Origin of the sequence: Paractinoplanes atraurantiacus, from assembly GCF_900215205.1 — a bacterium.
Lineage (GTDB): Bacteria > Actinomycetota > Actinomycetes > Mycobacteriales > Micromonosporaceae > Actinoplanes > Actinoplanes atraurantiacus.
The window spans coordinates 208,381-228,783 of sequence record NZ_OBDY01000011.1; the positions used below are offsets into that span (position 1 = coordinate 208,381).

The window sequence follows — 20,403 nt, forward strand, 5'->3', positions numbered from 1 at the left end:
CTACCGCTCTTCCAGCGCGTTGCCCGTGGACTGCGAGGGAGCCGGCTGCAGGTCGGCCTCGGCCAGCGCGGACAGCAGCTCGTCGCCCATCAGCGAGATCGGCGGCGCGCCCATGGTCACCACCACGTCGCCCGGGCGGCTGCGCCGCACGACCTCGGCCGGCACGTCCTCCCAGTCGGGCACGAAGATCTTGGACTCGGCCGGCAGGTCGACGGCCGCGGTCAGCGACACGCCGCCCTCGCCGGGACCGCGCACCTCGCCCGGGCCGAAGACCTCCATGATGATCGCCTGGTCGGCCAGGCTGAGACCCTCGGCCAGCTCGGACTCCAAGTCACGGGTGCGGTAGACGCGGTACGGCTGGAAGACCACCAGCAGGCGGCCGTCGCCGGCCACCTCGCGCAGCGTGCGCAGCGCGGCCTTGACCGAGGTCGGGTGGTACGCGTACTCGTCGTACACACGCACACCGGCCGCGATCCCCTTGCGCTCGAAGCGCCGGCGCACACCGGGGAAGGAGGCCAGCGCCTCGACGGTCTTGTCCAGCGGCAGGCCCAGCCGCAGCGCGGTCAGCACCGCGGCCGCGCTGTTGAGGCCCATGTGCTTGCCGGGCAGCGCCAGCCGGATCTCGCCGAGCGGCTTGCCGTCGAGCTCAGCCTGGTAACGGACACCGCTGACCGTGGAGACGACGTCGGAGATCCTGAGGTCGGCCGACGCGCTCTCGCCGTACGTGAAAACGGTCTTGCCCTTGGCCTTGAGCGCCGCGATCAGCTCCTGCGTGCCCTCGTCGTCGGCGCACGTGACCACGAAGCCCTCGGGGTCGGCGAGCTCGGCGAACTGGAGGAAGCCGGCCTTGAGACCGTCGAGGTCGCCCCAGTTGTTGAGGTGGTCGCCCTCGATGTTGGTGATGATCGCGACGTGCGGCCGGTAGATCAGGAACGACTTGTCGCTCTCGTCGGCCTCGGCCACGAAGTGCGGCCCGGTGCCGTGGTGGCCGTTCGAGCCGGCCTCGGAGATCTCGCCGCCGATCACGAACGACGGGTCCTGGCCGGCGTGCTGAAGGATCACCGTCATGATCGAGGTGGTCGTCGTCTTGCCGTGCGTGCCGGCCACGGCGATCGTCTGCCGGTTCGTCATCGCGGCCGCCAGCGCCTCGGAGCGGTGCAGCACGCGCAGCCCGCGACGGCGGGCCTCGGCCAGCTCCAGGTGGTCGGCCGGGATGGCCGTGGAGTAGACGACCGTGTCGACACCGTCGAGGTTCGACTCGACGTGCGCCATGTGCACCGTGCCGCCCAGCGCGCGCAGCCCGGCCAGCGCCGGCCACTCGCGCAGCTCGCTGCCCGAGACCGGTACGCCCCGGGTCAGCAGCAACCGGGCCAGGCCCGCCATGCCGACCCCGCCGATCCCGATGAGGTGCACGCTGCCGAGGTCCTCGGCGGTCAACTCGCCGGCCGGCCTCAGCTCCGCCGTGTTCACAGTCCTGCTCCCTTGATCGCGTCAGTCATCGGGACTTGGCCACCGCTTCCAGAACGAACTCGAGCAGCGCTTCGTCACCGTCGCGGCGACCGTACCGGGAAGCGGCCATGCTCATCGCACCGAGGCGCTGCCTGTCCCGCGCCAGCGGGATTATGTTCTGCTCGATCCACTCGGGGGTGAGCTCCGAGTTGTCCACCAGGACGCCACCGCCGGCCTCGACGACCGGCAGCGCGTTGCGCTTCTGCTCCTGGTTGCTGTGCGGGTACGGCACGTACACCGCGGGCACGCCGAGCGCGGTGGTCTCGGCCACCGTGATCGCGCCGCCGCGGCAGAGCATGAGGTCGGCCGCCGCGTATCCCAGCTGCATGTCCGACAGGTAGGGCAGCACCCGGTAGGGCACGGGCAGGTCGGCCGGCACGTCGAACGGGTCGTTGCGGCCACCCTGCACGTGCAGCACCTGGATGCCGGAGTGGGCGAGCCGCTTGGCCGCCGCGGCCACGGCCAGGTTGATCGTGCGGGCGCCGGACGAGCCGCCCGAGACGAACAGCACGGGCAGGTCGGGGCGCAGCCCGAACTGGTAGAGGGCCTGCGGGCGCAGCGCGGCCCGGTCGAGCTGGGTGAGGGCGGTGCGCAGCGGAACGCCGACCACCCGGGCGTCGCGCAGCGACTCGGCCTGCTGGGGCTGCTGCGGGAAGCCGACGGCGATGTTCTTGGTGAACTTCATGCCCATCCGGTTGGCCACGCCCGGCGGCACGTTCACCTCGTGGATCACGATCGGGATGTCCTTGCGCCAGGCGGCCAGATAGGCCGGCACCGACACGTAGCCGCCGAAGCCCACCACGACGTCGGCCTGCACCTCTTCGAGGATCTTGCCGGCCGCCTGGGATGACTTGTACATGCGGTCGGGGGTGCGCAGCAGGTTCATGTTGACCGACCGCGGCAGCTGGAACGCGGGAATGACCCGCAGGTCGTAGCCGGCCGGCGGGATCAGGTCGTTCTCCATGCCCTTGGGGCTGCCCAGCGTGGTGATCCGCACGTCGGGGAAGTGCCGCCGCAGGGCGTCGGCGAAGGCGAGCAGCGGATAGATGTGACCGCCGGTGCCTCCTCCGGCGAGCACTACCGACCGCAGCGAAGCCATTACCGTCTCCTCTCAGCCCCCGGGGAAGCGGCGGCCTTCGACGGGCCGGGCCGCCGTTGCGGGGGGACCGGCGGCAGCGGGGCCCAGAGTAGCCGTACCCACCGAGCGGGCGGACGGGCGTTCAGGGCACGTGACGCGTCCGGCTCGGCGCGGGCGAACGAGGCCAGCATGCCGACCGCCGCCATGGTCACGACGAGGGCGCTACCACCAGCGGAGATGAACGGCAGCGGGAGGCCGGTGATGGGCAGCATGCCGGTCACGCCACCGATGTTGATCACGGCCTGGGCCACCAGCCAGGTGGTGATCGCGGTGGCGGCCAGGCGGCGGAACGGGTCGGCCGAGCGCCGGGCGATGCGGAAGCCGGTGTAGGCGAGCACCGAGAACAGGGCCAGGATGATCGCGCAGCCGACCACGCCCAGCTCCTCGGCCACCACGGCGAAGATGAAGTCGTTGTCGGCCTCGGGCAGCCAGTTCCACTTCAGCGCGCCCTTGCCCAGGCCGACGCCGAACCAGCCGCCCTCGAAGATCGCCGAGCGGGCCTGGATGAGCTGGTAGCAGGGCCCGTCCAGGTCGCACTGGTCGAGCGGCTGAAGGAAGTTGGTGAGCCGGGCCAGCCGGTAGTTCTCGGCGCCCTTCTCGCCCGAGCCGGCGCCGCCGGACGCGGCCGCGATGAGCAGGCTGATGCCGGCCAGGCCGAGCACGCCGAGCGCGGCGAAGATCCGCAGCCGCACGCCGGCCGCCCAGAGAAGGCCGACGATCAGGGCCAGCAGCACCAGCATGGTGCCCAGGTCGTTGTAGCCGACCAGCACGAACAGCAGGCCGACGACCGGGAAGAGCGGGCGGGACAGCTCGCGCCAGTGCCCGAGCGCCGGGCCCTTGCGGGCGATCACGTCGGCGCCCCAGAGCACCATGCCGAGCTTGGCGAACTCGGCCGGCTGGAGGCCGATCGGGCCGATGTAGAGCCAGAGCAGCTCGGCGTGGACCGGGCCGATGCCCTGGTCCTCGCCGAGGATGTGCACCGACTTCAGCGCGTTGATCAGGTCGAGCAGGGCGAGCAGCGCGACGGCCACGGCCAGGATGTACTTGCCCAGGTCGCGCAGGGTGCCGGCGGGCAGCCGCTGGCACACCCAGAACGCGACGAGGCCGAGCAGCGCGAAGACGGCCTGGCTGCCGATGGCGCTGAACGCGTTGCCGTTCTCCGCGTACGCCTTGACGCTGGTGGCCGAGAAGACCATGGTCAGGCCGATCAGCAGCAGCAGTCCGGAGCTGGACAGCAGCAGGTAGTACGAGGAGAGAGGACGCGCCAGCAGCCCGTGCACGGCGGGCAGCAGCTGCCGGCTCAACGACGGGCGAGGCGCCTGTGAAGTACGGTCGTCCGCCATTCACTCATCATCGTCATGGCGACACGCGAAGCCGCGTCACGTGCTGGGCGTGTCGCCATGAGATCTATCCCATGACAGCTAGGAAGTCCGAATAAAACAGGCCCAGGCCGATCGCGACGCAGATGCCGGAGATGATCCAGAACCGCACCACGATGTTGACCTCGCTCCAGCCCGCCAGCTCGAAGTGGTGATGCAGCGGGGACATCCGGAACACGCGCTTGCCGGTGGTCTTGAACGAGACGATCTGGATGATCAGGGACATCGTGATGATCACGAACAGGCCGCCGATGATGACCGACAGCAGCGTGGTCCGGGTGGCCACGGCCAGGCCGCCGATCAGGCCGCCCAGGCCGAGCGCGCCGGCGTCGCCCATGAAGATCCGCGCCGGGGACGTGTTCCACCACAGGAAGCCCACACAGGCGGCGGCCGCCGCGGCCGCGATCATCGCGATCTCCAGCGGATCCCGCACGTTGTAGCAGTAGTCGTTGACCCGGGCGTAGTCCGAGTCGCCGCACCAGTGGCGGTACTGCCAGAAGCCGATCAGGGCGTACGCCCCCAGCACGAGGATCGAGGCGCCGGTGGCCAGGCCGTCGAGGCCGTCGGTCAGGTTCACGCCGTTCGACATGGCCATGATGACGAAGACGAAGACCAGCACCGAGCCGACCTTGCCGACGTCGAGCCAGCTGATGTCGCGGATGAACGAGATGTGCTCGCTGGCCACCGTCTCGCCGTTGGTGCTCGGCACGTAGAGCGCCACGACCGCGAACGCGGTGCCGACGATCAGCTGGCCTAGCAGCTTGCCCTTGGCGCTCAGGCCGTCGGAGTTGCGCCGGCGCACCTTCAGCAGGTCGTCCAGGAAGCCGACCACGCCGCAGAAGACGAACAGGCCGAGCAGGACCAGGGCGGTCATGGTCGGGCTCTCCTGGGCGATCTGCCGCTCCGGGAGGGTGGTCAGGGCGACGTGCCCGGCCGCGTACGCGATGACCGTGGCGATGATGAAGGCCACGCCGCCCATCGTGGGCGTGCCCTTCTTGCCCGCGTTGCTGGCCAGGCCGAGCCCGCCGCGGATCGGCTGGCCCGCCTTCATCGCGGTGAAGACGCGGATGGCGATCGGTGTGCCGAACAGCGAGATGATGAAGGCGACCGCGGCCGCGACGATTACTGCCCTCACCGGGTCTCCTCCTCGGGACGCAGCGAGTCCACCACGTCCCACGTGCGGTACCGGGAGCCCTTGACCAGGACGACATCGCCGTCCCGCAGGTCTCCCTTCACGATCTCGATGGCGGCGGCCTGATCCGCGGCGAGGACAGCCTCACCCGTCCAGCCGCCGACCGCTTGCGCGCCGTCCACGATCGGGGCCGCCTCCGGCGCGACCACGATCAGCCGGTCCACGCCGAGCTCGGCCGCGACCCGGCCGACCTCCTCGTGTCCCGAGCGCTCGTGGGGGCCGAGCTCGGCCATGTAGCCGAGCACGGCGGTGGTGCGCCTGCCCTCGCCCATCGCGGCCAGCGCCTGGAGCGCGGCCGTGGTCGAGGACGGATTGGCGTTGTACGAGTCGTCGATCACCGTGACGCCGTCGGGGCGGGTGAAGACGTCCATCCGGCGGCCGGACACGATGCCGACCTCGCCGAGCGCCTCGGCCACGTCCTCGACGCTCATCCCGAGCGAGAGAGCCACCGCCGCCGCCGAAAGCGTGTTCGCCACCTGGTGGCGACCCGCGACAGCAAGCTCCACTCTGCCCGATTTTTCACCATAATGAAGCACATAAGACGCGCGACCCTGAAGATTGACGCTCACGTCGGTCGCCCGCACCGCTGCCTCCGGCGACTCGCCGGTCAGCACCACCCGGGCCGAGGTCCGCGGCGCCATCCCGGCCACCAGCGGATCGTCCGCGTTCAGCACCGCCACGCCATCGGCCGGCAGCGCCTCGACCAGCTCACCCTTGGCCTGCGCGGTCCCCTCGACCGAGCCGAACTCACCGAGGTGGGCGGCGCCGATGTTCAGCACCACGCCGACCGCCGGACGGGCGATCTCCGTCAGGTACCGGATGTGCCCGATCCCCCGCGCGCCCATCTCCAGCACCAGGAACCGGGTCTCCGTGGTCGCCTGCGACACCGTGTACGGGAAACCGAGCTCGTTGTTCAGCGACCCGGCCGGCGCGATCGTCGGCCCCAGCCGCGACAGCAACTGCCCGATGTAGTCCTTGGTCGTCGTCTTGCCGGACGACCCGGTGAGCCCGACGATGGTCAGCTTGTCCAGCCGGCCGACCACGGCCGTCGCCAGCGCCGCGAGCGCGGCCAGCGGCTCGGCCACCACCACACCCGGCTGACCCGTGTCGCGCGTGCTGAGCACCGCGGCCGCCCCGGCCTCGACCGTCGCCGCCGCGAACTTGTGCCCGTCGACCTTCTCGCCCTCGAAGGCGACGAAGAGCCCACCCGGTCCCACCTTGCGGGAGTCGTACTCCACTCCCCCGGTGACCTCGAGCTCCGGCGACGCGTTGACCACGCGTCCACCGGTGCGCTCGGCGATCTCCGCCAGCGTCATCCGGATCACGAGCCGCTCCCCGCGGCGGCGGTCAGCGCCGCGGCCAGCTCGATCCGGTCGTCGAACGGCAGCATCTCGCCGTTCACCTCCTGGCCACGCTCGTGTCCCTTGCCCAGCAGCGCGATCACGTCGCCCGGCGCGGCCAGCCGCACCGCCTCGTCGATCGCGTCACGCCGCCCGGCCACTTCGATGATCTTCGCAGGGGCTCCGGCCTGCTCGGCCCCGGCCCGCACGGCCGCGCGCACGGCGGCCGGGTCCTCGGTCCGGGGGTTGTCGTCGGTGATGATGACCAGGTCGCTGCCGCGGGCCGCCGCCGCGCCCATCAGCGGGCGCTTGCCGCGGTCGCGGTCGCCGCCGGCGCCGATCAGGCAGATCACCCGGCCGCCGCGGCCGGTGGCCAGCTCGCGCAGCGCGGCCAGGGCGGCCACGATCGCGTCCGGCTTGTGCGCGTAGTCGACCACGCCCAGCACCTCGCCCGGCGCCGCCACCTGCTCCAGGCGGCCCGGAACGCCGGCGCAGGCGGCGATGCCGCTCGCGGCCACGGCCGGGTCGACGCCGGCGGCCACCAGGGCGGCCAGGGCCAGCAGCGCGTTGGCCACGTTGTGCCGGCCGGGCAGGGCCACACCGGCCTCCACCCGCACGCCGCCGGGCCCGTGGGCCACGAAGCGCTGACCGAACGCCGAGGGCCGGATATCGGAGGCCCACCACGAGGCCCCGGTGTCACCGTCGGCCGAGTAGCTGATCGTCTCCGGCTTGAACAAAGGCGCCAGCGCCGCGTCGTCCTTGTTGAGGACCTCGAAGCGGCAACGGCCGTCGAACAGCTTCGCCTTGGCCGCGAAGTAGTCGTCGGCGTCGCGGTGGAAGTCGAGGTGGTCGAGGCCGAAGTTGGTGTAGCCGCCGACGGTGTAGCGGACGCCGTTGACCCGGCCGACGGCCAGCGCGTGGCTGGACACCTCCATCACCACGGCGGTGACGTCGCGCTCCCGGCCGGCGGCCAGGATCGCGTGCACGTCGGTCGCCTCGGGCGTGGTCCGCACGCTCTGCACGACCAGGTCGCCCAGCCGCGTCTCGACCGTGCCGATCATGCCGGTGACCAGGCCGGCGGCCCGCAGGCCGGACTCGACCAGATAGGCCGTCGAGGTCTTGCCGGCGGTGCCGGTGATCCCGATCACGGTCAGGTTGGCGGACGGGTCGCCGTAGATCGCCGAGGCGGCGGCGCCGAGGACGGCCCGCGGATCGTCGACCACCAGCACCGGAAGTCCCGTGGCGGAGGCTCGAGCGGCCCCGGAGGGGTCGGTGAGAAGGGCGGCGGCGCCGGCCGACGCGACGGCGGCGGAGAACTCCGCGCCGTGCCGGTTGGCGCCGGGAAGGGCCGCGTAGAGGTCGCCGGGTCGGACGTCACGGCTGTCGTGGGTGATCCCGGTGACCTCGGCGTCGTCGCCGGTCAGCGTGGCCGCGATCAACGGGGCCAGGCTCGACAACCGGTGCGGCGCCACGGAAAGGGGACGGGGAATGCCGGGCACGGCGTCAGACCCTACCCCGTGCCCACCGCTCGGCGAAAAACGCCATACCGCCGTACAAGGGCCTCATGGCTTGATCTTCAGTTTCGGCGCCGGCTCGGTCGACGGCGGCACCTTGTTGTGCAGCAGCGCGAACGACATCATCTTCGAGAACGCCGGCGCGGCCACGTCGCCGCCGGTGCCGACCGGCACGTCGGCCGAGACCGCGATGACGAAACGCGGGTTCTCGGCCGGAGCCATGCCGATGAACGACCCGTAGTTGGCGCTCGTGTACTGACCGTCGATCAGCCGCTTGCCGGTGCCGGTCTTGCCCGACACCCGGTAGCCGGCGACCGCGGCCTTCTTGCCGGTGGCGCCGTCGTTGTCGACCACGGCCTCCATCATGGTGCGCAGCTCGGAGGCGACCTCCGGGTCGAGCACCTTGTGCGTCTCCGGCTTCGCGGACTGGGTGACCTTGCCGTCCTTGCCGGAGGTCATCGACTTGATGAGGTGCGGCTGGACGTACGTGCCGTCATTGGCGATCGCGTTGTAACCGGCCGCCATCTGCACCAGCGTGGCGTCGACGCTCATACCGATCGGCACCGAGCCCGACGCCGAGCCGCTCCACTCGTCCGGGGTCAGCAGCCGGCCCTCGGCCTCACCCGGCATGCCCTCCTCGGTCGACTTGCCCAGCCCGAACTTCTGCTGGTACTCGTAGACCCTCTGCTTGCCGAGCTTGTCGGCGATCAGGATCGTGCCCACGTTGGACGAATAGGCGAGCAGGCCCGCCATCGTCATCTTGGTGCCCTTCTTCTGCCGGTGCGTGTCGTTGAACGCGTATCCGCCGCGCTCGATCCCCGGGCCGATGGTCAGCACCGAGTCCGGCGTGATCAGCCCCTCCTGCAGGGCGGCGCCGAAGATGAACGCCTTGTGCACCGAGCCGGGGTCGGCCACGATGCTGCTCGGCACGTCCTCCCGGTCGGTCGGCGAGTAGTCGCCCGGCTTGGCCGCGTTGTAGGTGGGGCAGCTCGCCTGGGCCAGCACCTCACCCGTCTTGACGTCCATCACGACGGCCCCGGCCATGTAGGCCTTCGACTTGGTGGCCTGCTCGCACAGGATGCGCTGCACCTCGAACTGCAGGTAGCTGTCGATCGTCAGCCGCAGCGAGGTGCCCGGCTGCGGCTCCGTGTACTTCTCGTAGCCGCTCGGGATCGGCTTGTTCAGGTCGCCCTTGCCGATCTCGAAGATCCGCTGGCCGTCGGTGCCGCGCAGCAGCGAGTCGTAGCGGGCCTCGATGCCCTCCAGGCCCGAGTTGTCGTCGCCGGTGAAGCCGATCAGGTTGGCCGCCAGGTCGGCGTTCGGCACGTCGCGCCGCTCGTCCTCCTTGACCACGATGCCGGGCAGCTCCATGGCGGCGATCTTGTCGCCGACGGAGATGTCGACACCCTGGGCCAGATATTCGAACCGGGACTGGCCGCCGCCCGGCCGCGTGTGCGGCTTGATCAGCGGCAGGAGCTTGGAGACGGGCACCCTGACCAGCGGGGACAGGGTGGCCGCGGTCTTCTCCGGGTTCTTGACGAGCACGGGGTCGGCGCCGATGTACCGCGCCTCGACACTGTGCGCGAGCACGGTCCCGTTCCGGTCGACGATGCTGCCGCGGGCCGCCGGCAGGCGGACCTCGGCCAGCCGGTCCTCGCGCAGCTCGATGAGCCGCTTGGCGTCGGACGGCGACGAGGCCACCTGGAGCACGACCAGCCGCACGCCGATCATCACGAAGAGCGAGAGCGCCACGACGGCGCCGATCCGCAGCCGCCGTGTGCTGTTGGCCAGCTTCGGCGGCTCGGGCGCGACCGCGCGGACAGCGCGGCTGACCCGCGGTCCACTCACAATCCGTTCTTTGGAGGTACGGGTTGACGACCCCGCCCGAGAGCCCCGCGCGGCCCGAAGGCCGCGATCCGATCCGGCGACCGCACGGCGTGGCTTGACGCCGGCCCGGGTGCGCCGGCGGTCCTGCTCGTCCTCGGCGAACTCGTCCTCGTCGAACGCGGCCGCCCGCCCCCGCAGCCCGGCCTTGCCACCCGCCCGCACATCGCGTGTCTTGGCGGCTTTGCTTTTGCTTTCCGCGGCGCCTTTACGGGTCCGGCCCCGGCCGGCGGGCTGCTCCGGAATGTCCGGAGCCTCCGCGGCCTCCGCCGTCTCGTCCGGCTCGGTGCGGCCACCGCGCCGGGGTCGCCCGCCGTCGAGCACCTGCAGCGCGGGCCGGAACGGATCCGCGTTGCGCCCGGCGCGCGGCGACCGGGTGCGCTGGTCGCGCTCGGCCATGGTGCGCCCGCGCGGCGTGTAGGCCCGCGCGTCCCCGATGCCGCCGAAGCCGCGGCCCTTGGCCTCCGTCTCCTCCCCCTCGCCGGGAAGGTCACGAGACGTGCCGCGCCGGGGCTGAGCGCCCCGGCGCGGTGGAGTGTCGTCAGCCCGCGGCGACATACGGCCTACTGCCCGTTGCTGGCGGCCTGGCCGCTACCGGCCTGCCCGTTCGCGGCCTGCCCGTTGCCGGTCTGGCCGTTGGCGGTCTGGCCGTTGGCGGTCTGGCCGTTCGTGGTGCCGCCGGTGGCGGTGTCGGTCTTGGCGGGCTGCTCGGTGACCGACTTCTTGCCCTCGGCCGGCATCGGCACGCCGATCTGCTTGCCGTCGGGAAGCCGCAGCACCGCGATGTTGTCCGCCTTGACCAGGCCGAGCCGCCGGGCCGCCGCGTCCAGGTTGCCCACGCTGGACACCTGGATCAGCTGGTTGTCGAGGTCCTGCCGCTGGTTGTCGAGCGCCGTGTTCTGCTTCTCCAGATCAGCGATCTTGAACGAGTTCTCGTTCGTCTTGGTGTTGATCAGCAGAATCCCGAGCACACCGACGATGACCAGCCCCACGACTCCCGCCGCGAACGGCGCCCGCGGCCCCCGGCGCACAGGCGCCGGCGCCACCGAAAGCCGCGGCCCGGCCGCAGCCTCGGAACGCCCACCACCGTCGGGCGCGACCTCGAGCTGCAGAGCGGCCGTGCCCTCGACGGGCGCGTCGAGACCCCGCCGGTCGCCACCCGTGCCGCGGGAGGCCTTGGCGGCACCCTTCTCCAGCTTGGCCGCGATCGGCTTGACCTTGTCGTCCTGCTCCACGTCCCGCCGAGCCCGGACATCCTCGGTGATCCGCCGAACCCGCTCGCTCTCGGCATCGCGCCGGCCCCGAACGCCCTCGGTGTCGCGGCGCTTGGCCGGACCGCCCGCCTCACGGCGAGCCCGAACACCCTCGGTGTCCCGGCGCTTCGGCGCCGCGTCCACCTCGCGGGCCCGCAGCTCGCCGGTGTCCCGGCGCGCCCGAAGCTCGCCCGCCTCGCGAACGCGAACCTCCTCGCTGTCGCGACGGCTGCGGACGCCCTCGGTGTCCCGCCGCTTGGCCGGACCATCCATGTCGCGGCGCGGGCGAACGCCCTCGGTGTCACGCCGCGGGCGAACGCCCTCGGTGTCACGCCGCGGGCGAACGCCCTCGGTGTCGCGGCGCTTGGCCGGAACGTCGGTGCCCCGGCGGGCGCGGAGCTCGCCGGTGTCGCGGCGGGCGCTGATCGCCTCGTTGTCGCGAGCGCGGCCGCGAGGTGTGGCGGCGTCGCGGCCCCCACCGCGGACGTCGTCGTTCTCGCGGCGGCGGGTGCTCGCGGCGCGGGCGTCGCGGGCGATCCCTGACCGGCGCGTGTCGGCCCCCTCGCTGGTACGGACCTCGTCCGTGAAGTGCCGTGCCCCCCGGCCGGCACTGCTCCGGGCGTCCGCATCGCGGCTCGTGCCCTGGTCGCGCCGGCCACCGGCCTGACGCTGCTGATCCGCGGCCCGGCCCCCCGACCGCGGCGCGTGGGTGCGCTCGCTCATGCTTTCCCCTCCCCCTCTTCGCGTTCCCCCGGGCGTAACCGCCCTCGTCCCCCGTGCGTTGTAGACAGTCGGGGCCGTTCGCGGGCGGCCCCGGGAGCCTGGTCGTGCTGGTCGAGGCGCTCCACAGCGCGCAGCTTCACGGAAGCTGCCCGCGGGTTCGCCTCTACCTCCTCGTCGCTGGGCGGCTCCGACCCCTTTGTCAGCAGCCGCAGTGTCGGACCGGTTCCGGGCAGTTCGACCGGCAGGTCGATCGGCCCGGTGCTGCGCGTCCTCGCGGTGAGGGCGCGCTTGACGATCCGGTCCTCCAAAGATTGGTAGCTCATCACCACAAGGCGCCCTTTCGGGGCCAACGCGTCCAAAGCGGCCGGGACCGCGGACTCGAGCGTGGCGAGTTCGCCATTTACCTCGATGCGTAGCGCTTGAAACGTTCTTTTCGAAGGATTTCCACCGGTTCGCCGGGCTGCGGCGGGGATGGACTCTTTGACCAGCTCCGACAGCTTCGCCGTCGAGGTGATCCGGCCCTTCTGCCGCTCGCGGACGATCGACGAGACGACGCGAGTGGCGAACTTCTCCTCGCCGTACGTCCGCAGGATCCGCACCAGCTCACCGGGCTCGTACTCGTTCACGACCTGCTCGGCCGTGATGCCCGTGGTCTGGTCCATGCGCATGTCGAGCGGCGCGTCTTGTGCGTACGCGAAGCCCCGATCGGCCTCGTCGAGCTGCAACGAGGAGACGCCCAGATCGAACAGTCCGCTGTGGATCCGCGGGATGTCCAGCTCGTCGAGCACCCGGGGCAACTCGTCGTAGACCGCGTGCGCCAGGTGCACCCGTTCGCCGCCGAAGCGGGCCAGCCGCTGCCGCGAGTGGGCCAGCGCCTCGGTGTCCCGGTCGAGTCCGATGAGGACGACCTCCGGGTAGCGCTCGAGCACCGCCTCGGCGTGACCGCCCAGGCCGAGCGTGAAGTCGACGTGCACCGCGCCGGGCAGCTCGAGGGCCGGGGCGAGCAACTCGAGACACCGCTCGAGCAGCACCGGTACGTGCGTACCGCGAAGCTCCCCCATGTCGACCCCCATCGCAACCCCGACTGTCCACCGCTACGTCGCCCGCGGAGCCGTACTCCGCGCTTGCCCTACCCGGCCTTGCCGCCCGCCGCCGGCTCCGGTCCCGCGCGTGACCCCCCTGGCCCACGCCCCACCGGATCCTCACCGGACCTCATGCCAACCCACAGACGACGCCGTAGCGATGTCGCCGTGCCGCAGCAGTTGCCCGAACGTCTTTCCGTACCGCCAGATCCCCATCCGCTCGTGCCCGTTGCCATCGGGCGCGCCCAACCCGGACACGCGCCTGGCGCCGGGGAAGAGGCGCCAGGTGCGGGAGCGGCTGGAGATCTCGCAGTACGGCGGCAGCGACGCCCGGGCCTCTGTCTCGCCGACCCAGCCGAAAGCCACGCCTCACAGTCCGACGGGCAGCACCCCCTCCTCGATGTCGGCGAACTCGTCTTCGCTCGCCGCGAGGTAGTCGTCCCAGGACTGCTTGTCCCAGATCTCCACCCGGGTACTCGCCCCGATCACCACGAGCTCGCGGTCGAGTGCCGCGTACTCCCTCAAGTGGGCCGGGATGGTGACCCGCCCCTGCTTGTCGGGAACCTCGTCGTGTGCGCTGGCGAAGAACACCCGGCTGTAAGCCCGAGCGGCCTTGTTCGTGACCGGGGCCTCGCGGAGCTGACCCGCGATGCGCTGGAACTCCGGCATCGGGAACACGTAAAGACAGCGCTCCTGCCCCTTGGTGATCACGACACCTCCCGCCAGCTCGTCGCGGAACTTCGCCGGAAGGATCAGCCGCCCCTTGTCGTCGAGGCGCGGGGTGTGAGTGCCGAGAAACATCGGCTCCAACCCCCTGCCCCTGGCGGTTCGCGGTCCGCCTGTCAACTCGGGCCGGCAGGCCCTCCGGAATCAGCTCCCTTTTGGCCTTGCCACTGCGCTCCACTCTACTCCACTTCCCTCCACCCGCAAGCCGAATGAGCGCGCTCGCGAAGCTTGTTCGCACAAGAAACCCCAGCTCAAAGGCATGCACGCAGAGTGGAGGGCCACCGCATGATCAACCCCGTCCGGTTTCCGACATCCTCACCGCACCCCCGTCAAGAACCACGACAAACACGCCCAAACCTCCCACCGTTCGCAGATGTCAACCCCTCCCGGGGAGGAAAGTGGAGGACCTCGAACATGACCCGCTGTCAACCCCGAGTCCAGTTCATTCATCCGCCCGCATGCTCATACATCCACCCATCCCCGGCCAAACGGGAGCAGGAAGGATCAGGAGGCCCGGGAGAGGACCGCGTGAAAGAGATCCACGCGGGAAGGGCTGCGCGGGAACGGGTCCCGTAGGAAGAGCCACGCCGGAAGGGCCGCGCGGGAAAGGGCCGCGCGCGGGAGACCCGACGGGGAGGGCCGCACGGAAACGGGCCGCGCTGGAGAGACCCGCAGGGAGGGCTGCGCGGGAGAGACCCGCGAAAGACCCGCGCGCGAAGACCGCGGGAGAGGTCCTCGCGGGAGAGGTCCTCGCGGGAGAGGTCCTCGCGGGAGAGACCCACGCCGGAGATACCCGCGCACGAGGCCCACGCGAGACGCCCACGCGAGAAGGGCCACGCAGAAGCGCCCACGCGAGAAGGGCCCACTTAGAAGAGCCGGCGAGTGACCTGCCGCCGAAGCGGGCCACGCGGAACCGGGTCAGACGGAAGACGCCCACGCGGAAGCGGCCCACGCGGAAGAGCCCATGTGAGAGAGCCGCGCGAAGCGGGCTACACGAGAAGGCCCACGCGGCGGCGGCGCGGAAGACGCGGCGCGCAACAGGCGGCGCGAGAACGACGCGCACTAAACAACCGAGCGGGAGCGGACCCGCGTGGAGGCGAGCCGCGCGGAAGCGGCCAACGCGAGAGAGAGCTGCACGGAAGCGGGCCACACGAGAAGGCCCACGCGGCGGCGGCGCGGAAGACACGGCGCGCAACAGACGGCGCGAGAACGACGCGCGCGGGAACGACAGCGCGGGAGTGGACGCGCGTGGAGGTGGCCCGCGCAGAAAGAGCGACGCAGGGCCAGGCCGCGCGGAAGGAGAAGACAAAGGAAGTAGGCAGCGGGCGGGAGGAATGAGACGCGGAAGGGACAAACGGGCGGGGCTGAACCGGCTCGGATCGGGAGGAGGCGCGGAGCGAGGAGGAGGCGCGGAGCGAGGAGGAGGCGCGGAGCGAGGAGGAGGCGCGGAGCGAGGAAGGGTTGCGTCGGGGTGCTCGTTGCGGTGGGCTCATCGCGCGGGCACAGGGTCTGCACGGTGCGGGCTCAGGGGGCCGGGCTTTGATCGGGGTGCTCGGCGGGGTGGAGGGCAGCGCCTCCGAGGCCGCGGGGCGGTGGTGGGTTTGCGTGAGGGGACGCACCGGCCGGAAGCGGGGCAGAGGGGGTGAGGGCAGACCGAGGCCGTCCCTGCGGCGGGGGCCTGTCGGTTGTCCCGTACCTCTGGGAAAGCGTGAGAGGGACGCCCAGCTCGAGAGAACGACAGAGGGGCGCGACCGAACCGGTCGCGCCCCGCTGAGTGACTGTCGTGAACTGCCTTAGACGAGGCGGCGCACCACGTAGTTCGTGCTGATCATTTTGCGCTTCGAGACGCGGGCGCCGGTGTGCGGCGAGTCGTACATGTAGCCGTTGCCGGCGTAGATCGCGGCGTGGTAGCCGTAGGAGCCGTTCCGGAAGATGATCAGGTCACCCGCCTTCTTCGCGCCCTTCGACACCGAGCGGCCGACCGACTGCTGCGAGTTGGCCTTGTGGGCCAGGTTCTTGCCGGCGGCCTTCTTGTACACGTACTTGGTGAAGCCCGAGCAGTCGAAACGGCTCGGACCGGAGGCGCCGAACAGGTACAGCGCGCCGGTGTGCTTCTGCGCCTCGGCGAGGACCTTGGCGCCGCTGGCGACGACCTTCACCGAGAGACGGCCGCCCACCTGCGGGGCGAACGTCGAAGTGCCCAGGTAGACCATGCGGAGCGAGCCGCTGACCTTGGGCTGGCCGTACAGGGCGACGGCGCCGTTCTTGTTCACCTTGCCGGAGGCCCAGTTCTGCCACTTGCCGTTGCGGAGCGCCTGCAGGCGCACGTAGCCGGAAGTGACGGCCTTGCCGTTGGTGGGGTTGAGGTAGCGGGCGGTCACCTTGACCTTGGCACCCCACGCGAGCGTCCTGGTGCTGACGCTGGTGCGGACCGTGGGCTTGACCTTCGCCGCGGCCTTCGCGGTGGCGACCTGCGCCACGACGGGGGCGGGGGTGGCGGCGTGCGCGGCCGGGGTGGAGACCAGCTGGCCGGCGCAGAGGCAGAGACCCAGGGACAGTGCGATCTTGCCGGCGCCCGCGGACATGCGGCGGCCCCGGCTCGAACTGCGTTCGTGCACGGTAGAGAATTCCCTCCGGCACGCCTGCGAGGTTAGCTGTCGGGTTCGGGCGGGAAGGCTTGCCCGGCCGCCATGGGGAGGCGGCTTCACCCCAAGGTCTCTCCGTGCTCGCCACCGGAGCGGGTGGCGCGGAGAAGACCGCTATGTGGGTCCCCCGTCCCTGCCCCCGTATGCCTTTGTGGTCGTACATGGTGCTCGTGGTCGCGCTGCCTGGCCCGGGGCAGGGCTCGGCGTGAACCGGGCGGCGCAAGCCTTCAGCGGTTGCTGTCGGCCCAACCTTGGTACCTGAGATTCGGCTGGAGCGGCAGAATCGGTTCAGTAACCGAGAGTAGTTGGCACATGAAGGCCTGTCCGATTTGTGACCAGGGCGTAACTTTTGCCAGCACGGCTCGTGATCAACCAAATACAGTTTGTGGAAGGTTACGGGTGAATCAGAACACATAATTGCTCGTCACCGGCCGGGTGACGGCCCCTGGATATTCACTCTTCCGCTGCCCTAATCGTCCCTACCGGGCGAAACTGGCTCCCCCGAACGGCCAGCGGCCACGACCACTCGACGTAACAACCTGTTCCGGTACCCTCGTCGCCGTGACGGACGGGAAGATGCCCCTGCGCGCCAAGGTCGCGACCTCCGTGTCGAAGACCGCGGCCGCGCTCTCCAGGGCCGCGGGACGCGGCGACGGCTCGGTCATCGGCGGCTGGATCGGTCTCAAGATCGATCCTGAGCTGCTGAGCCACTTGGCGACCGGGCGGGCCATCGCGCTCGTCTCCGGTACCAACGGCAAGACCACCACGACCCGGCTGGCGGCCGCCGCGCTCGGCGTCCTCGGCCCGGTCGCCACCAACTCCTTCGGCGCCAACATGCCCACCGGGCACACGTCGGCCCTGGCCAAGGCCGGCCAGACGCCGTTCGCGGTGCTGGAGGTGGACGAGCACTACCTCCCCCGGGTCATCGACGAGACCAAGCCGCGGGTGGTGGCGCTGCTCAACCTCTCCCGTGACCAGCTCGACCGGGCCAAGGAGGTGGCGATGATGGCGCAGCTGTGGCGCACCGCCCTCGCCGGCCACCCGGACGTGAACGTGGTCGCCAACGCCGACGACCCGATGGTGGTCTGGGCCGCCTACGGCTCACAGAAGGTCACCTGGTTCAGCGCCGGCCAGCGCTGGCAGGACGACTCGTGGGTCTGCCCCGAGAGCGGCGACCCGATCGAGCGGGAGAACGGCGACTGGTGGTGCACCGGCTGCCCGCTGCGCCGGCCGATACCGCAGTGGCGCGTCGAGGACGAGGGCGTGATCGACCCGCGCGGCGACTGGCACCTGGTCAAGCTTCAGCTGCCGGGCACGGTCAACCTGGGTAACGCGGCGACCGCGCTGGCGGTGGCGGCCGAGTTCGGTGTGCGCCCGATCGAGGCGCTCCCCCGGCTCTCCACGGTCACCTCGATCGCCGGGCGATACGCCCAGGTCGACCGGGACGGCCGCAACATCCGGCTGCTGCTGGCCAAGAACCCGGCCAGCTGGCTCGAGGCGTTCGACATGGCCGAGCAGGCGCCGACACTGCTCTCCATCAACGCGCGCGACCCCGACGGCTTCGACACTTCTTGGCTGTACGACGTCGACTTCGCCCCGCTGTACGGCCGGCCGGTGCTGATCACCGGCGAGCGGGCCTACGACCTCGCGGTGCGCCTCGAGGTGAACGGAATCCCCTTCCAGCACGTTAGGACCTTCGAGGAGGCGCTGGCGACCGTGCCGCCGGGCCGCCTCGAGGTGATCGCGAACTACACCGCGTTCCAGGACATTCGAGCGGAGCTTGACCGTGTCAACTGAGGCATTGCGCATCGTCTGGATCTACCCAGACCTGCTCTCCACCTACGGCGACCGGGGCAACCTGCTGATCCTGGCCCGCCGAGCCGCCCTGCGCGGCATCCCGGTGGAGACCTACTCGGTCCGCTCCGACCAGCCGATGCCGGCGTCGGCCGACATCTACCTGATCGGCGGCGGCGAGGACGGCCCGCAGGCCCTGGCCGCCCAGCGGCTGATCAACGACGGCGGCGTCCACCGCGCCGTCAACCAGGGCGCCGCGGTTCTGGCCATCTGCGCCGGTTACCAGTTGTTCGGTCACTCGTTCTTCGCAAAGGGTGCGAAATGCCCGGGCCTCGGGCTGCTCGACCTGCACTCCGACCGGGGCGAGACGCGGGCCGTGGGCGAGCTCCGCGGCGACGTCGACCCCCGCCTGGGGCTGCCACCGCTGAGTGGTTTCGAAAATCACGGCGGCCGCACCCACCTGGGGCCGAACGCCTTCCCGCTGGCCCGGGTGACCGCCGGCATTGGCAATGACGGCCAAACCGAGGGAGCCTGGGCAGGGAAGATTCTGGGCACCTACTCGCACGGCCCGGCGTTGGCTCGCAACCCAGCGATAGCCGATCTGCTACTGCGCTGGGCGACCGGCGCGGATAGTCTTGCCCCGGTCGACGACACCTGGGCCGAGCGCCTCAGGGCCGAACGACTGGCCGCAGCCGGAGCCTGACGACGTTTTTCACCAAGGGACGGACGACTGCATGACTGACCTCCTGATCGCCCCGCGGGGCGCCACCACCCTCGCGGACCCTCAGGTTGCTGCTCCTCAGTCCCTGGGCTGGCGGCGCCGGCTCGTCCGGTTCGGCATCCTCGGTGTCGTCATCGCGGCCATCGCGATCGCCGCCGCCGTCCTGCCGATCCACGAGATCGCCGACGGCATCGCCAAGCTCGGTCCCGCCGCCGCGGCCATCATCGCCGTCGTCGGCGGCCTGCTGCTCTCGGTGCTCGTCCCCCGCACGGCCATCACGGTCGCGTGCGGCGCCCTGCTGGGCGCGGCCACGGGCGCGGCGACCGCTCTGGCCGCCGCCGTCATCGCCGCCGCGGTCACGTACTACGCGGGCCGCTGGGTCGGCCGGGGCGCCCTGCAGGCCCGGGCCGGCGGTAAGCTTCAGCGTCTCGACGGTTGGCTCAACAAGCGCGGCCTCTCGGCGGTCCTGCTGGTCCGCTTCCTGCCGCTGGCCCCGTTCGGCCTGGTCGGCTACGCCTACGGCACGACCAGCGTCTGCCGCAAGCGCTACCTGCTCGGCACCACGCTGGCCGCCATCCCGTCCGCCATCTCCTACGCGACGATCGGCGCCGCCGTCACCAAGCCCGGCGAGATGAGCGTCCTTTCCTTCGCCCCCGCCGCCATCGGCTTCCTCCTGACCACCGGCATCGTCGTGTGGTGGAAGCGTTCCTCGAAGAAGGCGGCTTCTGAGGCCGGTCTCGCCACTGCCGCCTGACCCCTTCAACACATATAGTACGAATTCTCAGCCGCACCAACCGCACGAAGGCCGCACCCGCTCCACGGGCGCGGCCTTCGCGTTTCTCCAGGCCACAGCGCGTCCAGACCTCAAAAGCCGTGGTCACCCTCAACCCCACGCGCCCGTCCCGCGCCCACGCAATGCCCCCCGAGCGGAGCCACCCACGACCAGACCGGCACAACGCACCGAGCGCCCCCACAGCGGAGCGACCTCACGGCCGGAGCGACCTCACGGCCGGAGCGACCCACGGGCGGAGCAGCCCATAGGCGGAGCAGCGCATAGGCGGAGCGGGCCACGGCGGAGCGACCTAACGGGCGGAGCGGCCCCGCGCCAGGCGCCCACTCGCGGAGCGAACGACAACCGAAGTGGCCCACAGACAGAGCGCCCACGGGACTGGCCGGCACAGCGGGCGGAACGGCTACGGACGAAGCGGACCGCGCCGAGCGCTCCCCCATGCAGAAAGCCACGGGTCGAGCGACCCACTAGCCCCCGCGCCAGGCGACGCCTCGCAGAGCGGCCCATCGGCGAAGCGACCCACGAGCGGAGTACAAATGGGACAGAATTTCCCAAACGGGACAGCCATGGACGGAGCACACCTGCGCCGAGCGTTCACTCGCTGAGCAACCCAAGTGCCGCGCGGCTCAAGGACGAGCGGCCCACAATCGGAGGGACCCCGCGCCGGACAACCCCTCACAGAGCAGCCGACAGGCGAAGCGGCCAATGAGCGG

The 20,403-nt window shown here is 71.1% G+C and carries 15 protein-coding genes and 1 riboswitch; of the genes, 3 read left to right on the forward strand and 12 right to left on the reverse strand.

What is annotated here, in order from left to right:
* The 12 genes from murC to CRP55_RS25060 form a co-directional block, all read right to left on the reverse strand.
* On the reverse strand, positions 1 to 1,470 hold the full coding sequence (murC, locus tag CRP55_RS25005; RefSeq protein WP_097322550.1) for a UDP-N-acetylmuramate--L-alanine ligase: 1,470 nt from the start codon (positions 1,468 to 1,470) through the stop codon (positions 1 to 3).
* Between the two features lie 25 nt (positions 1,471 to 1,495).
* Positions 1,496 to 2,608 (reverse strand): undecaprenyldiphospho-muramoylpentapeptide beta-N-acetylglucosaminyltransferase, encoded by a 1,113-nt coding sequence (gene murG, locus CRP55_RS25010; protein ID WP_097322551.1) that lies wholly within the window; start codon positions 2,606 to 2,608, stop codon positions 1,496 to 1,498.
* A complete protein-coding gene (locus CRP55_RS25015) occupies positions 2,608 to 3,990 on the reverse strand; it encodes an FtsW/RodA/SpoVE family cell cycle protein (RefSeq protein WP_097322552.1) in 1,383 nt (460 codons plus the stop codon). Before CRP55_RS25015 ends, murG begins: the two co-directional genes overlap by 1 nt.
* A gap of 64 nt (positions 3,991 to 4,054) precedes the next feature.
* Positions 4,055 to 5,161, reverse strand: a complete 1,107-nt coding sequence (mraY, locus tag CRP55_RS25020) for a phospho-N-acetylmuramoyl-pentapeptide-transferase (RefSeq protein WP_097322553.1) — start codon at positions 5,159 to 5,161, stop codon at positions 4,055 to 4,057.
* Positions 5,158 to 6,543, reverse strand: coding sequence for a UDP-N-acetylmuramoyl-tripeptide--D-alanyl-D-alanine ligase (locus tag CRP55_RS25025; protein ID WP_097322554.1), 1,386 nt, complete (start codon positions 6,541 to 6,543; stop codon positions 5,158 to 5,160). The genes mraY and CRP55_RS25025 overlap by 4 nt, the downstream gene beginning before the upstream one ends.
* A complete protein-coding gene (locus CRP55_RS25030; RefSeq protein ID WP_097322555.1) occupies positions 6,540 to 8,057 on the reverse strand; it encodes a UDP-N-acetylmuramoyl-L-alanyl-D-glutamate--2,6-diaminopimelate ligase in 1,518 nt (505 codons plus the stop codon). The genes CRP55_RS25025 and CRP55_RS25030 overlap by 4 nt, the downstream gene beginning before the upstream one ends.
* Before the next feature lie 63 nt (positions 8,058 to 8,120).
* Positions 8,121 to 10,514, reverse strand: coding sequence for a peptidoglycan D,D-transpeptidase FtsI family protein (locus CRP55_RS25035; protein ID WP_097322556.1), 2,394 nt, complete (start codon positions 10,512 to 10,514; stop codon positions 8,121 to 8,123).
* A 5-nt stretch (positions 10,515 to 10,519) separates the two neighbouring features.
* Positions 10,520 to 11,932 carry a cell division protein FtsL gene (ftsL, locus tag CRP55_RS25040; RefSeq protein WP_097322557.1) on the reverse strand — a complete coding sequence of 471 codons (1,413 nt, stop codon included), beginning with the start codon at positions 11,930 to 11,932 and terminating at the stop codon, positions 10,520 to 10,522.
* Positions 11,929 to 13,005, reverse strand: a complete 1,077-nt coding sequence (gene rsmH / locus CRP55_RS25045) for a 16S rRNA (cytosine(1402)-N(4))-methyltransferase RsmH (RefSeq protein ID WP_097322558.1) — start codon at positions 13,003 to 13,005, stop codon at positions 11,929 to 11,931. The genes ftsL and rsmH overlap by 4 nt, the downstream gene beginning before the upstream one ends.
* Before the next feature lie 129 nt (positions 13,006 to 13,134).
* Positions 13,135 to 13,380 carry a hypothetical protein gene (locus CRP55_RS25050; protein WP_097322559.1) on the reverse strand — a complete coding sequence of 82 codons (246 nt, stop codon included), beginning with the start codon at positions 13,378 to 13,380 and terminating at the stop codon, positions 13,135 to 13,137.
* A 3-nt stretch (positions 13,381 to 13,383) separates the two neighbouring features.
* A complete protein-coding gene (gene mraZ / locus CRP55_RS25055) occupies positions 13,384 to 13,815 on the reverse strand; it encodes a division/cell wall cluster transcriptional repressor MraZ (protein ID WP_097322560.1) in 432 nt (143 codons plus the stop codon).
* A 1,718-nt stretch (positions 13,816 to 15,533) separates the two neighbouring features.
* Positions 15,534 to 16,358, reverse strand: coding sequence for a C40 family peptidase (locus CRP55_RS25060; RefSeq protein WP_245923352.1), 825 nt, complete (start codon positions 16,356 to 16,358; stop codon positions 15,534 to 15,536).
* Positions 16,359 to 16,364: 6 nt separating this feature from the next.
* A riboswitch (cyclic di-AMP (ydaO/yuaA leader) is annotated at positions 16,365 to 16,497 on the reverse strand.
* A 464-nt stretch (positions 16,498 to 16,961) separates the two neighbouring features.
* Between CRP55_RS25060 and CRP55_RS25065 the strand changes: the two genes are divergently transcribed.
* The 3 genes from CRP55_RS25065 to CRP55_RS25075 are packed head-to-tail and all read left to right on the forward strand — an operon-like array spanning position 16,962 to position 19,654.
* Positions 16,962 to 18,182, forward strand: coding sequence for a MurT ligase domain-containing protein (locus tag CRP55_RS25065; protein WP_097322623.1), 1,221 nt, complete (start codon positions 16,962 to 16,964; stop codon positions 18,180 to 18,182).
* Positions 18,172 to 18,882, forward strand: a complete 711-nt coding sequence (locus tag CRP55_RS25070; protein ID WP_097322562.1) for a type 1 glutamine amidotransferase — start codon at positions 18,172 to 18,174, stop codon at positions 18,880 to 18,882. The genes CRP55_RS25065 and CRP55_RS25070 overlap by 11 nt, the downstream gene beginning before the upstream one ends.
* 31 nt (positions 18,883 to 18,913) lie before the next feature.
* Entirely contained in the window at positions 18,914 to 19,654 is a 741-nt protein-coding gene (locus CRP55_RS25075) for a TVP38/TMEM64 family protein (protein ID WP_097322563.1), read from the forward strand.
* Positions 19,655 to 20,403: the final 749 nt, after the last annotated feature.